General features: G+C 73.9%; 10 protein-coding genes. 6 read left to right on the top strand and 4 right to left on the bottom strand.

The features are described from left to right. Positions 1-23 precede the first annotated feature (23 nt). The 5 genes from AAFN69_RS11375 to AAFN69_RS11355 all read left to right on the top strand — a co-directional run bounded on the left by AAFN69_RS11375 (position 24) and on the right by AAFN69_RS11355 (position 7,851). On the top strand, positions 24-845 hold the full coding sequence (locus tag AAFN69_RS11375) for a 2,3-dihydro-2,3-dihydroxybenzoate dehydrogenase (protein WP_347728267.1): 822 nt from the start codon (positions 24-26) through the stop codon (positions 843-845). A gap of 101 nt (positions 846-946) precedes the next feature. Continuing rightward, positions 947-2,140 (top strand): isochorismate synthase, encoded by a 1,194-nt coding sequence (locus tag AAFN69_RS11370; protein WP_347728266.1) that lies wholly within the window; start codon positions 947-949, stop codon positions 2,138-2,140. Next, a complete protein-coding gene (locus tag AAFN69_RS11365; protein WP_347728265.1) occupies positions 2,137-3,789 on the top strand; it encodes a (2,3-dihydroxybenzoyl)adenylate synthase in 1,653 nt (550 codons plus the stop codon). The genes AAFN69_RS11370 and AAFN69_RS11365 overlap by 4 nt, the downstream gene beginning before the upstream one ends. 70 nt (positions 3,790-3,859) lie before the next feature. Next, a complete protein-coding gene (locus AAFN69_RS11360; protein ID WP_347728264.1) occupies positions 3,860-4,483 on the top strand; it encodes an isochorismatase family protein in 624 nt (207 codons plus the stop codon). 122 nt (positions 4,484-4,605) lie between these two features. Next, complete coding sequence (locus AAFN69_RS11355; RefSeq protein WP_347728263.1) at positions 4,606-7,851, top strand: AAA family ATPase; 3,246 nt, start codon at positions 4,606-4,608, stop codon at positions 7,849-7,851. Positions 7,852-8,128: 277 nt separating this feature from the next. Here AAFN69_RS11355 and AAFN69_RS11350 read toward each other — a convergent pair whose 3' ends face one another. Beyond that, entirely contained in the window at positions 8,129-8,905 is a 777-nt protein-coding gene (locus AAFN69_RS11350) for a hypothetical protein (protein WP_347728262.1), read from the bottom strand. Positions 8,906-9,146: 241 nt separating this feature from the next. On the opposite strand from AAFN69_RS11350, the gene AAFN69_RS11345 reads away from it, so the two are divergent. Continuing rightward, on the top strand, positions 9,147-10,796 hold the full coding sequence (locus tag AAFN69_RS11345) for a carboxylesterase family protein (RefSeq protein ID WP_347728261.1): 1,650 nt from the start codon (positions 9,147-9,149) through the stop codon (positions 10,794-10,796). Between the two features lie 128 nt (positions 10,797-10,924). Here the strand turns inward: AAFN69_RS11345 and AAFN69_RS11340 are convergent, their stop codons facing one another. The 3 genes from AAFN69_RS11340 to AAFN69_RS11330 are packed head-to-tail and all read right to left on the bottom strand — an operon-like array spanning position 10,925 to position 14,533. After that, positions 10,925-11,701 (bottom strand): hypothetical protein, encoded by a 777-nt coding sequence (locus tag AAFN69_RS11340; protein ID WP_347728260.1) that lies wholly within the window; start codon positions 11,699-11,701, stop codon positions 10,925-10,927. Then, positions 11,685-13,280 (bottom strand): VWA domain-containing protein, encoded by a 1,596-nt coding sequence (locus tag AAFN69_RS11335; RefSeq protein ID WP_347728259.1) that lies wholly within the window; start codon positions 13,278-13,280, stop codon positions 11,685-11,687. The genes AAFN69_RS11340 and AAFN69_RS11335 overlap by 17 nt, the downstream gene beginning before the upstream one ends. Beyond that, complete coding sequence (locus AAFN69_RS11330) at positions 13,277-14,533, bottom strand: hypothetical protein (RefSeq protein ID WP_347728258.1); 1,257 nt, start codon at positions 14,531-14,533, stop codon at positions 13,277-13,279. Before AAFN69_RS11330 ends, AAFN69_RS11335 begins: the two co-directional genes overlap by 4 nt. Positions 14,534-14,831 lie beyond the last annotated feature (298 nt).

Genomic DNA, 14,831 nt, shown 5'->3' with positions numbered 1-14,831 from the left:
AGAATGAGGAGGATGAGGAGCTCATGCCCGATCACAGAGCGCCCGGCGGAGAATTCGCCGGGCGGGTGGTACTCGTCACCGGCGCCGGTCAAGGCATCGGCGCGGCGGTGGCCCGCGCCTTCGCCGCGCTCGGCGCGACCGTGGCCGCCACCGACCGGGCAGCGGACGCGGTCGCGGCCCGCGCGGCGGAGTTCACCCGGGAGTTCCGGGCGGACCCGGGGGCCGGACGGATCATCGCCCACCCCCTGGACGTCACCGACGCCGGAGCGGTCGAGGAGACCGTGGACCGGGTCGAGCGCGAACTGGGCCCGATCGGCGTCCTGGTGAATGTCGCCGGCATCCTGCGCACCGCTCCCGTGCTCGAACTCACCGACCGGGACTGGGCGGACACCTTCGCGGTGAACACCACCGGGGTCTTCCACCTCTCCCGCGCGGTGGTCGCCCGGATGACACCGCGCCGCACCGGCTCCGTGGTCACCGTCGCCTCCAACGCCGCGGGCATCCCCCGCCCCCGGATGGCCGCCTACGCCGCCTCCAAGGCCGCGGCGGTCATGTTCACCAAGTGCCTCGGCCTGGAGAGCGCCCGCTCCGGCATCCGCTGCAATGTCGTCGCCCCCGGATCCACCGACACCCCCATGCAACGCGCCCTGTGGACCGGTGAATCGGCGGTGTCACGTGTCATCGACGGCGACCCGGCACCCGACGCCTACCGCACCGGGATCCCCCTCGGCCGGATCGCCGACCCGGCCGACATCGCCGACGCCGTCGTCTTCCTCGCCTCCGACCGGGCCCGGCAGATCACCATGCAGGACCTCTATGTCGACGGCGGCGCCACCCTGCGCTGACCCCGGCCGGTCCGCACCGCGCACACCCCGCACCCGCGGTTCCGCACCACCCCTCACCCGCCCCTGCCCGTAACCCCCTCACACCTAACAGAGGAGTCACCGTGTCGACGGCTGCCCACCAAGTCGCCACGCACCGCCCGCTGACCGAGCCGGCCCACCCCGCCGTGGGAGCGGCCACCGCGCTGCTGGACACCTACAGCCCGGACGCCCGCTTCCTCGCCACCCCCACCCGGACCCTGCTCACCCGGGGCGAACTCCGGGCGGTACCGCAGGGCGACGCCCCCGTCGCCGAGCGGGTCACCGGAGCGCTGGCGGAGTCCGGGGGCTCCCTGGTCATCGGGGCGATCCCCTTCGACCAGCGGGCCGTACCCGCGCTCGTCATACCGGAGACCGTGCACACCGGGCCGCCGCTCGCCGCGGATCCGCTGATCGCCCTCCCCGCCGACCCCCCGCGGGCCGCGTCGTGGGACATCCGTCCCGACCCCGCCCCGGAGGTGTACGCCCAAGGGGTGGCCGCGGCCGTCGACCGGATGTGGCAGGGCGAGTTCAGCAAGGTCGTACTCGCCCGCACCCTCGTCCTGACCAGCGAGGACGAGCTCGACATCGCCGGAGTGCTCCAGCGGCTCGCCCGCCGCGACCCCTCCGGCTACACCTTCGCGATGCCCACCGCGCCCGGCCGCACCCTGCTCGGCGCCAGCCCCGAACTGCTCGTCTCCCGGCGCGGCAGTCTCCTGGTCGCCAATCCGCTCGCCGGATCCACCCCGCGCAGCGCCGACCTCGCCGAGGACGTCCGGCGCGCCGCCGCCCTGCTCCACTCCGCCAAGGACCTGCACGAACACGCCGTCGTGGTGGACGCCGTGCACCAGACCATGGCGCCGTACTGCTCCAAGATCGACGTACCGGTCCGGCCGACGCTGATCCGCACCGCCACCATGTGGCATCTCTCCACCACCGTCACCGGCGTGCTGAGCGGACCCGAGACCTCCGCGCTGGAGATCGCCTGCGCGATGCACCCGACACCGGCCGTCTGCGGCACCCCCACCGATCTCGCCCGGACGGTGATCCGCGAAACAGAACCCTTCGACCGGGGCTTCTTCACCGGCATGGTCGGCTGGGGCAACGCGGAGGGCGACGGCGAATGGGTCGTCACCATCCGCTGCGCGGAGGCCGCCGGGCGGAGCCTGCGGCTGTACGCGGGAGCCGGCGTCGTCGCGGCCTCGGACCCGGCGGCGGAGACCGCGGAGACCGGCGCGAAGTTCCGCACCTTCCTCAACGCCGTGGGAGCGGAGCTGTGACCCTCCTGTCCTCCGCCGGACCGGCCGTCGCCGACGCCCCGACCTGGCCGCGCGAGTTCGCCGAACGCTACCGCGCCGCCGGCCACTGGCGCGGCGAGACCTTCGGCCGGATGCTCCGCGACCGGGCGGCGGCCCACCCCGAGCGGATCGCGATCGTGGATCCGGCGGGCGGCCCGGGCGGCGCCCGCCGCACCTGGAGCTATGCCGAACTCGACCTCCGGGCCGACCGGCTGGCCGCCGGTTTCCTCGCCCGCGGCATCGGCCGGGGCGACCGGGTCGTGGTGCAGCTGCCGAACTGCGCCGAGTTCTTCGAAGTGATCTTCGCGCTCTTCCGGATCGGCGCGCTGCCGGTCTTCGCGCTGCCCGCCCACCGCAAGACCGAGATCGGCTACTTCTGCTCCTTCACCGAGGCCGTCGCCTATGTGATCCCCGGGGTGCACGAGGGTTTCGACCACCGGAGCCTGGCGGTCACCGCCCGCGCCCAGGCCCCCTCCCTGAAGCATGTCTTCGTGACCGGCGGCGACGCCGGATACTTCGAGGATCTGGCCGATGTGCCCGCCGAGCCGGTGCCGCTCACCGAGCCCGCCCCGGACGATCTCGCCTTCCTCCAGCTCTCCGGCGGCAGCACCGGCGTGCCCAAGCTCATCCCGCGCACCCATGACGACTACATCTACTCACTGCGCGGCTCCAACGAGCTCTGCGCGGTGGACGAGAACAGCGTCTATCTCTGTGTGCTCCCCGCCGCGCACAACTTCCCTCTCTCGTCGCCCGGTTCGCTGGGGACCCTGTACGCGGGCGGGCGGGTGGTGCTCTGCCCCAAGCCGGTCCCCGACACGGCCTTCCCGCTCATCGAGGCCGAAGGGGTCACCATCACCGGCCTCGTCCCGCCGCTGGCCCTGGTGTGGACCGAGGCGGCGACGCGTTCCGCGTACGACCTGAGCAGTCTGGAGGTGCTGCTGGTCGGCGGCGCCAAGTTCAGCGAGGAGGCGGCCCGGCGGGTGCGCCCGGCGCTGGGCTGCGCGCTCCAGCAGGTCTTCGGCATGGCGGAGGGGCTGGTCAACTACACCCGGCTGGACGATCCCCGGGAGACGGTGGTCACCACCCAGGGGCGCCCGATCTCCCCCGACGACGAGATCCGGGTGGTGGACGACGCCGACACGGAGGTGGCGCCCGGCGCCACCGGGCATCTGCTGACCCGGGGCCCGTACACCATCCGCGGCTACTGGCGGGCGCCCGAGCACAATGCCCGCTCCTTCACCGAGGACGGCTTCTACCGCACCGGGGATCTCGTACGGCTCACCGAGAGCGGCCACATCGTGGTGGAGGGCCGGGCCAAGGACCAGATCAACCGCGGCGGCGAGAAGATCGCCGCCGAGGAGGTGGAGAACCATCTCCTCGCCCACCCGTCCGTCCACGACGCCAATGTGGTCGCGGAACCGGATCCGTATCTGGGCGAGCGGACCTGTGCGTACATCGTGCTGCGCGCGGACGCGGAGCCGCTGCGGGTGCCCGCGGTGAAGAAGTTCGTACGAGAACGGGGACTCGCCGCCTACAAGGTGCCGGACCGGGTGGTCTTCGTGGCGGTCCTGCCCAAGACCGGGGTCGGCAAGGTGTCCAAGAAGGATCTCCGCGCGGGACCGGCCGCCTGACCCGGTTCGCCCCCTCTCCTCTCCCCTCCTCTGTCCGGCCCACCCTCGTCCTCCCCCGAACGGAACCATCATGGCCCTGCCCGCCATCACCCCCTATCCCATGCCCCGGCCGGACGAACTGCCCGCCAACCGGGTCGACTGGAGGGTCGACCCGGACCGCGCGGTACTCCTCGTCCACGATCTCCAGAACTACTTCCTCGCCGCCTTCGACCGGGGAGCCGAGCCGGTGACCACCCTGCTCCACCAGGTCGGCCGGCTCCGCAAGGAGGCGGAGCGGCTCGGTGTCCCGGTGCTCTACACCGCCCAGCCGGGCGGCCAGACCGCCGCCGAACGCGGCCTCCAGCAGGACTTCTGGGGCCCCGGACTGCCGGCCGACGCCGAGGCGGCGGCGATCCCGGAGACGGTGGCACCCGGCCCCGGGGACACCGTGCTCACCAAGTGGAAGTACAGCGGCTTCGTCCGCACCGATCTGCTGGAACGCCTGCGCGAGCAGGGCCGCGACCAGATCGTCGTCACCGGGATCTACGCCCATATCGGGGTGCTGATGACCGCCTGCGACGCCTGGATGCAGGACATCCAGGCCTTCGTGGTGGCCGACGCGGTCGCCGACTTCTCCGAGCGGGAGCACCGGATGGCGCTGGAGTGGGCGGCCGGCCGCTGTGCCCGGGTGATCACCGCGGACGAGGTGTTCTGAACCGGACGCGGCGGCGGGGCACCGGCGGGCGAGCAGTCCCGGGATCCCCGCGGACTCACCCCAACAGGTGACATCCGCGCACACCGGCACACCACACGGGTCCTCTCCGGCTATCAAAGGCCATGGCCGCCGCCCGAGAGGACACCCCCACCATGCCCCCCGAGCTCATCGGACGGGAGAACCCCGTCGACCGGCTGCGGTCACTGATGGCGCGCGCGTCGGTGAGTCACGGCGGGCTGGCGCTGATCACCGGCGAGGCCGGGATCGGCAAGACCGCCCTGGTCCGCCGGGCCGCCGACGACGCCCTGCGCCAGGGCATGCTCGTGCTGCGCGGCGCCTGCTGGGACGCGGACGGTGCTCCCGGCCACTGGCCCTGGACCCAGGCGGTGCGCAGTCTGCGGCGCGGCGCCGGAGCCGGGGAGTGGCGGGACGCGGCCGACGCGGCGGGCGAACTGCTGCCGGTGCTCACCGGCGAGGAGTCCGCGCCCGGCGGCCCCGGTGACACCGGTGGATTCCGGCTCTTCGACGCCGTGACCAGTCTGCTGATCACCGCCTCGCGGCACCGGCCGCTGCTGGTGGTGCTGGAGGATCTGCACCGTGCCGACCCCGCCTCGCTCCAGTTGCTGGAATTCGCCGCCCAGCACACCTGGTTCGAGCGGATCCTCATGGTCGGGACCTACCGCGACATCGAGACGCAGCGGCCGGACCACCCGCTGCACACCCTGCTCGGACCGCTGACCGAGAAGGCCGCCGTCCTCTCCCTGACCGGGCTGTCCCGGGACGGCACCGGGCGGCTGATCACCCGCACGGCGGGCCGGGAGCCCGGGGCGGCGGTCGTCGACGCCGTGCACGAACGCACCGGGGGCAACCCCTTCTTCGTGACGGAGACCGCCCGGCTCTGGGCGGACGGGCATCCGGTCACCGCCGTCTCCCCCGGCGTCCGGGCCGCGATCGGCACCCGGATCGCGCTGCTCGGCGCCCCGGCGGCCGAACTCCTCGGCGCCGCCGCCGTGCTGGGCCGGCGCTTCGGTCCGGCCGCCCTGGCGGCCACCGCCGGGGTCGGCGCGGTCCGTGCGGGAGAGCTGCTGTCGACGGCGGCCGACGCCCGGCTGATCCTCCCCGAGGGGGAGGCCGGCCACGGCGACGGGCACTTCGTCTTCGCCCACGATCTCGTCCGGGAGGCGCTGTACGACTGTCTCGGCGAGTCCCGGCGCCGCCGCCTCCACGCCGCCGCCGTACGGTCCCTGCTCGCCGCCGGACCGGTGGACGACCCGGCCCGCCCGGCCGAACTCGCCCGCCACGCCCGGCTCGCCGGGCCCGAGCTGGACCGCGACGAGGCCGTCGCCCTGATCACCGCGGCGGCCAGGTGCGCGGCCGGCCGGCTGGCGAGCGAGGAGGCGGTGGAGCAGTACCGGCGGGCTCTGGCACGGCTCGGCCCGGACGGACCGCCGCGCACCGGCGTGCTGATCACCCTGGACCTGGCCGCCGAACTCCAGCTGACCGGCGCGTACGAGCGCTCCTGGGCGGTTTTCGGGGACGCACTCGTCCGGGCCCGCGGCCTCGGCGACGCGCGGTTGCTGGGCCGGGTGGCGCTGGCACTGCACGGTGCGGACCGGCGGGGCGACACAGCCGATCTGCGCACCGCCGCGCTGGCGGAGGCGCACCGCGCCCTCACCGGCGCGCGCACCGGCACGGACACTCTGCCGGGTTCCGGGGCAAAGGGCCCGGACCGGGCCGTCGAGGTGGCCGGGCACGTCATCGGCGCCGCCCGGGCCGCCGGGGACGACGACGCCCTGCACACCGGTCTGTGGGCGCGCCTCCACGCGGTGTGGGAACCCGCGACGGCGGCCGAACGCGTCGGGCTGGCCGGTGAGCTGATGGCGGTCTCCCGGCGCCGCGCGGACCGGTGGATGGAGCAGCTCGCCGCCTCCATGCGCTGGGTGGCCCTGCTGGAACAGGACGACCCCGCCTTCCTCGACCAGTTCCACGCGCTGGTCCACGCCTCTCCCGGCGAGGACGCGCCCCGGCGGAACATGATCTCGGTCATCGACCGGAGTGTGGTGTACGCGTTCACGGGCCGCTTCGGGGAGGCCGCGGAACTCGTCGCCGAGGCGACCGCGCTGAGCGGTCGGCGCGCCAACTACTACCAGTTCTTCGTCCGCCACCACAGCTGGGCGATCACGGTGCTGCGGGGCGATTTCACCGGCGCGGCGGAGCTGCACTCCGCGCTGCGGGCGGAGGGCCATCCCACGGCGGAGCTGCTGGCCGCGATCACCGCGCTGGAGCGGGGCGAACGGCCGCCCGCCGCGGTGCCGCGCCCGCGTCCGGCCGGCCGGACCGCCGAACCGGCACCGTGCGGTGTCACCCCCCTCACCCCGCTCTGGCTCCGCTACCGGGCCCAGGCCGCCGCCGCCTCGGGCGATCCGGACCGGTGCGAGCGGGCGCGGGCCGATCTCCTCCCGTACGAGGGGCAGTGGCTGGTCTCGGCCTTCGGCTGGGACATCGGCGGGCCCGTCTCCCTGTGGTCGGGGGTGCTGGACGCCGCGCAGGAGCGCTGGGACGACGCCGTCGCCCGTTTCTCCCTGGCGCGTCGCTCCGCCGACCGGCTCGACGCCCGGCCGTGGTCGGTACGGGCCCGGCTGGAGCTGGCCCTCGCCCTGTCGGCGCGGGGCGGTCCGGGTGACGGTGAACGGGCCGCGGAGCTGCTGGCCGGGGTGGACGCGGACGCCCGGGAGCTGGGGATGGCGCGGGTACGGGAACGGGTGGCGGCGGGCCGGCCGGACCGGACCGCGGCCGGGCCGGGGCCTGCGGCGGCCGGGCCCGGTGGTGAGTTCTCCCGGCGGGGCGCGGTGTGGCGGCTGGTCTTCGCGGGCCGCACGGCGCATCTGCCGGACGCCAAGGGGCTGCGCGATCTGCATGCTCTGCTCGGGCAGCCGGGCCGGGAGATCCCGGCGGTGCGGCTGCTCAGCCCGGAGGGCGGCGAACTCGCTTCGGCGGCCGGGGCGTTCGGCGGTGATCCGGTCCTGGACGACGAGGCGAGGACCCGCTACCGGCGGCGGCTCGATCTGCTGGACGGCGAGATCGACCGCGCGGCGGCGGCGGGCGACGAGCGGAGGGCCGCCGCGTACGACCGGGAACGGCGGGAGCTGATCGCGGAGTTGCGCCGGGCGGCGGGGCTCGGGGGCCGGCCCCGGCGGCTCGGTGACGAGACACAGCGGGCCCGGAAGAATGTCACCGGCCGGATCAGGGACGCCCTGCGGCGCATGGCGGACCACCATCCGGAACTGGCCGCGCATCTGCGGTCCTCGGTGTCGACGGGGACGGCGTGCTGCTACCGGCCCGACGGTGAGATCCGGTGGCGGCTCTGACCCCGGCGGTACGGCTCCGTCCGCCTCCGGCCGGGCCCCGGCGCGCGAGACCATCGGCCGGCGCCCGTACCCCGCCGGTGTCCCGCCCGTGCCCGCCCGGCGGGAGGCGGCGCGGCCCCCGGCCGTGCCCCGGGTACGGGTTCCCGGGGCACGGGAACCCCCGGCTCAGTCGCCGCCCCCGCAGCCGCCGCCCCCGCACGAGTCCGTACCGGTGTCGTCGGCCCAGCCGTCCCCACCGGGACCCTGAGCGGCCCGCTTCTTCCGGGCCGGGCGGCGCTCACGCCGCGGGCGCGGCGGTTTCGGCCGGCGCGACCCCTTGGTGATCGCGATTCGGGTCCGGCCCGGAAGCCCCTCCAGCGCGGTGTCGGCCACCTGCCGGCAGCGCCGGTTGAAGCCCCACCATCGCCGGGTGTGCTCGTCCGGCCACGCGAGCGCGCAGAGCCAGAGCAGACCCCAGACGGGCCACAGCACCACGATCCACAGCGCCGGATCCCCGCCCAGGAATGGGGAGGCGCACCCCGGCGGCCAGACCGTGCGCGGTCATGCCGAGGGCGATGCCGCACGCGGCGAAGGCGGCGGCGACCCGGCCGGGCTCGGCGTACCGGCGCACCTCGGGGACACGCCGGCCGAGCCGGCTCCGGTAGGTCTCGAAGTCGCCGGATTCCAGGATTTCGTGGAGCCGTGTCCTTGGGGCTCCCCTGCGCCGGATGTCCTCCAGGAGCGCGGACAGGACCGGGTCGGCCGGTTCGCGGGCGCCGGGCACGGCCGTGACCACACCCGCCTTCGAGACCTCGACGGCCCCCCGCAGGACGAGGATGCCCACGGCCGTACACACGGCCCGCCGCTCCCCGTCCGCCTGCCACGCGGCCTCCACCGGCCCGATCCCCTCCCGCCCGACGCGCCGGATCGTCGCGCGGTCGGCCCGTCCCCGGATCAGGATCCGGCAGCCCAGCACTCCGTTGGCCGCCGCGAAACCCAGCAGCCACCAGAGCACGTGACGTCCCTCGTCGGTCATCCACCCCATGACTGCCCCCGGCTCTCGTCTGGCGGCCATATGCCCCGTACGGCTCCCTCCCAAGCCATCGGAGGGGTGCGGTGGTGCCCGGTGCGAGACGGGATCTCGCACCCGAACGGGGGAACGCGCCCGGGTGCCGGACCGGATCACGCGGGATGCTGGATCCGATCACGCGCCCATGGAGTGAGGGCCGTGCCCGGGCGGTGCCGTCACCGGTGCGCACGGGCGGCGGCCGACCCGGCAGGGGCATCGGCGGATCGGCGGCGCGGAGGGAGCTTCGGTGAGCGGGAGAGGGAGATGGGCGCGCGCCCTGGCGTCGGTGGCGACCGTGTTCGCCGTCGCGGCGGGCGGCCCGGGCGGGACGGATCCGGCGGGCGGCGGCGGTGACCCGCTCACCGTGCGCACGGACAAGGGCGAGGTGCGCGGGGCACTGTCGGGGCCCTCGGGTCACCGGCTCTTCCAGGGCATCCCGTACGCCGGGCCCCCGGTGGGTGAGCACCGCTGGGCGGGGCCCCGGCCGGCGGCGCCCTGGGAGGGGGTGCGCGACGCGAGCGCGCCGGGTCCGCTCTGTCCGCAGGTGGCCTCGGTGTACGCCCCGGTCTCCAGCGAGGAGGAGGACTGCCTGGTCCTCAATGTCACCGCCCCGGCCGGCGGCCGGGCGCGGGGGCCCGCTCCGGTGCTGGTGTGGATCCATGGCGACGGCGCGGTCGGCGGCGGGTCCTTCTTCGACGCCGGGCGCCTGGCGGACCGGGGTGTCCTGGTGGTGACGGTCAATTACCGGCTGGGGATCTTCGGGGGCTTCGCCCATGCCGGGCTGGAGGAGGCGGGCAGCTTCGCGCTCCGGGACCAGCAGGCGGCGCTGCGCTGGGTGCGGCGCAATGCGGCGGCCTTCGGCGGGGACCCGGGCCGGGTGACGCTCGCGGGCAGTTCCTTCGGGGCGTCGGCGATCACCGCCCATCTCACCTCGCCGGGCGCGCGCGGGCTCTTCCACCGGGCGGTGCTCTCCAGCGGCGAGGGCGTGATGGACATGCCGGCCGGCGCGATGGGGCCGGAGGTCCCCGGGTATCCGTGGTTCTCCTGGCGCACGGAGCGCGAGACACGCGACATCGGTACGGAGATGACGGCGCCGCTCGGCTGTGCCCGGCCGGATCCGGTGGAGACCGTGCGCTGCCTGCGGGCGCTGCCGGTGAAGCGGATTCTGGCGGTGCCGGACATCATGAACGCGTTCCAGGTGTTCGCGCACGGCAACGCGACCCTTCCGGAGCTGCCCCCGGACGCCCTGCGGGCGGGCCGGTTCCACCGGGTGCCGGTGCTGTCCGGGGCCACCCTGGACGAACACCGGATCTTCGTGGGGATCCGCTATGACGCGGTCGGCAGGGTCTTCTCGTCCGGGGATTACGACAAGGCGCTGACCACGGCCTTCGGCGGGGACGCCGATACGGTGCGGGCCGCGTACCCGGAGACGGACTTCGACTCGCCGGCCATCGCCTGGTCCACCGTGATCACCGACCGGATGTGGGCGCGCGGCACCCATGCGCAGCACACCCTGCTGGGGCGCCGGGTGCCGTTGTACGCCTATGAGTTCGCCGACCGGGACGCCCCGATGTATCTGCCGCTGCCGGGGAGTTTCGACTTCGGGGCCTATCACGCGGGCGACACCCCGTATGTGTTCGAGGACCCGGACGCCCAGGCACACTTCACCCCGGCCCAGGTGCGGCTGGCGGACACCATCACCGATTCCTGGTCCGCCTTCGCCCGTACGGGCACACCGGACGCGGCCGGGGCGGCCCGCTGGCCCCGGTACCGGCCCGCCGACCCCGTACCGCACACCCGGTCGCTGGCCCCGGAGCGGATCGGGCCGGTGGATTACGCGCGGGAGCACCGGCTGGAGTTCTGGGAGCGGCTCGCGGGGCCCGGGCCCGGCCTCTGACGGCGCCCGCCGTCCGATTGCTCCCGGTGCCGAGGGCTCCCCGCCGCGGCACCGGGCCGGTCACCGTCCCTGCCGGGTGGGCAGCCCCAGCGGCCCGGCGGGGACGGCGGACCACATCCCGCCGGCCGTCAGCGGAAGATCGCCATGGCCTGGACCTCCAGGACCGCGTCCGCCGCGTTCCAGTCCTGGACCTTGCCGAGGCAGCGGGCCGAGAAGGCACCCTGCGGCACCTCGGCGCGCAGCCCCTCGGTGGCGCAGACGACCCGGACGCGCGGCCCCCGGGAGGGATCCTCCGGGTCGCCGTAGGGGGCGAGCAGCACAATGGAGTCCGGGGATTCGGCGATCCGCCGGAACCGGCCCCGGATCAGCACGAAGTCCTCGATGTCGCGGAGCCGTACGGTGCCGGACGGCGCGGCGGACGGGCCCAGGGTCGCCAGCGCGTTGGCCAGCGCGGCGTTCCGCCGGATGGTGCCGTTGACGAGGTCGACATGGACGATGACGTCCTTGGCCTCCAGCACATCCATGATCAGTCCGATGACCGAGATCGGTTCGGCGACTTCGAGGTACTTGCTGACGATCTCGCTGTTGTCGCGCTTGCCGCCGCCCGCGCTCACCCCGAAGACCGTGGCCCGGATGGTGCCGTCCTTGCTGTCGCTGGTCCGCTGCTCGACCTCCTTACGGAGGGCGGCGGCGTAGCCGCGCATCTGATAGTGGTCCATGACCGAGCGGTCGTGGAGATAGAAACAGATACTGAAGGTGGGGTTGCGGCCCTGCGGGCGTCCGCGCCGGATGAGCCAGAGGACGGCGGGGACCGCCGCCAGCGTCACCAGTGCGAGCGCGGTCACCAGCCACAGCAACATCCAGGGCCACCACACGCCCCACCACTGTTCAGTCCACACAGCCACGAATCTCCTTGAATGCGGTGAGCAGGGGACGTGCGGTGGCGTCGACCACCCGGCCGCCGGTCGCCCGGGCCGCGCGGCCGAGTTCCGCGGTGTCCGCGTCGCCGTAGCGGATGGCGTAGGTGCGCACCGCGCGGACCTGGGGTGCGCGCTCCCGGTACCGGCGGATGAAGGTGTCCGGGCCGATACCCGCGTTGTTGCGGCCGTCGGTCATCAGCACGATGGAGAGCGGCCGTCCCGGCTGGTCGCCGGTGAGCTCGGCGAGCCGCCCGTAGGCGTGGTCGAGGCCGGACCAGATCGCGGTGGCGCCGTCGAAGTCGTCGCCGGCCACGAGCTCGCGCAGCCGCAGCAGATCCCGCGGCTCCCGGTAGGTCACGCTCCGTTCGTCGAGCACCCGGCCGCCGAAGCGGATCACGGTGAGCGTCTCGCCCCGGTGGAAGCGGGCGAATTTCCCGGACCGGGAGTCGTCGGCACCGCTGAGACCGGCGAGGGTGGCGCGCAGTTCGCGGATGCGCTCGCCCCGCATGGAGCCGGAGAAGTCGAGCAGCAGGACCACCCGGGCGGGCAGATCGCGCCCGGGGCGGCCGTAGTCGGAGAGCAGCCGGTCGATCACAGTCTGCCGGTCGGGGAAGTAGAGGGCGTTGCCGACGGGCCGGCGCACTTCCGCGATGCGGGGCAGGCCGGGGTCGACGGGGCGGCGCAGGGTGCGCTCCATGATCTGTTTCTGCACGGGCGCGCTGCGCAGCCACTCCACCAGCCGGTCGTACGCCTCCCGCTTCGCCGGGTCGAGCAGCAGGAGCGGATAGTCGGAGAGCATCATCCCGTCCTTGGGGTGGACGATCTCCAGACGCTCCCGGAGCCGACCGCTCCGGTTGAGTGTGAGCAGTTCCGACTCATGGGTGATGAGGGCGTCCAGACCGCCCTGGTGGTGGATGAAGCCGTCGGCGAGCCGGGCCGGGGACCGGTCGGTCAGCCGGTGGCCGCTGAAGAAGCCGCGCAGCCGGTCGCAGGAGACATCGCCGGGACGGAGCGCGCCCCCGGTGCCCGCGGCGGCGGTCGCGACGCCCACCAGCGCGGCGAGTCCGCTGTCGGTGTGCCGGGGGTCGGCCATCCCGAAGGCCAGGGTGCCCTCGGCGGCCGCGTCGGCGACATCGGCCCAGGAGATCTCCCCGCCGGGCGCCGAGGCCCGCAGCCGGGCGGCGGTGGCGGGCCGCAGGCCGATGGCGACCGGGGAGAGCATGGTGGCGGTGGAGAGCGGGCGCTCGGCGTTCCGCCCGGCGGCCCTGAGCTTCAGCCGGAAGGGCCGGTCGGAGGAGAGCCAGGCGAGATCGTGCCGGTAGCGGCCGAGCGCGAGATCGTCCGCCGCCTCCACGGTGCCCCGGTAGTCCAGCTCCAGCCGGATTCCGGTCTCCTCGCGCAGCCGGTCCAGGAGGGGTCGCATATCCGCGAGTTCGGGGGTGGCGAGCACCCGCAGGGTGAGCGCCTCGGAGCGGTCCCCGGTACAGGCGGCGCCCACTGCGGCGAGGAGCACCAGGGCCAGCCAGTACGAGAGCAGCCGGCGCGGGGACCGGCGCCCGCTCACCCGGACTCCGCGGGCGGGCAGTCCCCGACGATGGAGATCATCCGTTCCAGGAGCCGGAGCCGGGGAATTTCGGTGCGGGTGTCGCTGTGAACCGAGGGGACGGGGATATTCCGGTCCTTGAGGAATCGGGAGAGCTGATCACCCGCCACCTCGCCGGCCGGGTCGAGAATACGGAAGCCCAGTTCCATGGCGCGCTTGCGCAGTTCGGGATCCTCGGTGATCAGCTCCCCGAGGCGGTCGCCGTCCCGGTTGAGTGCGATGAACTGCGGCTGGGTGACGAATTGACTGTCCGGATAGAGAAGGACCCGGTCGGAGTCGAGTTTCCCCGCCTCGGCCTGGAACTGGGCCTGATAGGTGAGGTACTGATGTTCATATGCAACGACCACGGGGGCCACTCCCTTGCCCTCCGGGGAGATGTAGGTACGGAAGACATCGGCATGCGGAAGACCCTGCTCCATGAGCGGCTTGATCGCATGGGCGCGCTCCTCGGCCTCCCGTTCGGTATCGGGCACCGCCGGCCCGCCGCCGCGCCGGGTGAAGGCCACCAGGGCGAGATAGGTGCTCGCCGAGTTGGCGGTGCAGACATCGGGGCTCTGGGCCAGAATGCGGTTGGTATTGGTGATCCCGTGCCGCTGGATTCCGATATCGCTCCACTGGCGCCCGCCGGCCACGCTGTCGAGGAACTTCCGCATGTTCAGGACGTAGTAGAGCGGTTTCCCGGAACCCCCGCCGGAACCCGCCTCGGCGCCGGATCCGGAACCGGGCTGCACGGTCGCCATTCCGGCGTCCCGGAGCGTCTCGGCGTACTCCCGATAGGTCGCGAGAACGATCGGGCTGACGAACGGCCGGTGAATCTTGGCGTATTGATTGGCGGCGGCGCGTTCACTGGTGATCAAATCCCCGGCGGGCTGCCCGGAGGGGAAGACGAAGTCGAAGGAGGAGAGATCGCGGATCGCGACCTCACGCGATCCCGTGCTGGTGATGTGGATCCGGATGTGGTGCTTCAGCAGAATCCGCCGGACGTGCTCGTCCTCGAAGAAGTCCCGCTTGGAGGCCATCTTGCCCTCCAGGACCTCCACTTGCCGGAAGGGCAGCAGGGCGTTGCCGCTGACGGCGAGCACCGGCACTCCGACGAGCACGGTGGCCAGCGCGATCAGCGACAGCACGAGAAGCCCGCGCGGCCGGCCCGATGACGACTGCCGTCGCACGGCCAGCCGCGGCTCCTCGGTGACGGGTCTGACTGGGCTGGTCATGATCGCTCCCCCGGTTTCCCCGATACGGCAGGGCGAGAAGTACCCGGCTGGGCGGCCGGTCAGTCGCGCCCCGGCGGACCGGGCACGGGCGGAGAGCCGGCCGATCCGGCTCCGCCCCGCCTCCGGTCCGGCCCGCTCACGACTCCGGTTCGACCGCGTTCCGGCTTCTGCTCACGCACTGCCCGACTGCCGTTCCACTCCGGTTCGAGTCCCGCCGGACTCCAGCGGGACTCCAGCGGGATTTCGGTACGGCTACGGCGCGAGCCGGATCCGATTCCCGGCTCACCTCTCTTTCCGC

Source organism: Streptomyces sp. CAU 1734 (assembly GCF_039888735.1).
Lineage (GTDB): Bacteria > Actinomycetota > Actinomycetes > Streptomycetales > Streptomycetaceae > Streptomyces.
The sequence above is the reverse complement of the archived record's forward strand: the minus strand, read 5'-3'. Positions and strand labels throughout refer to the sequence as shown.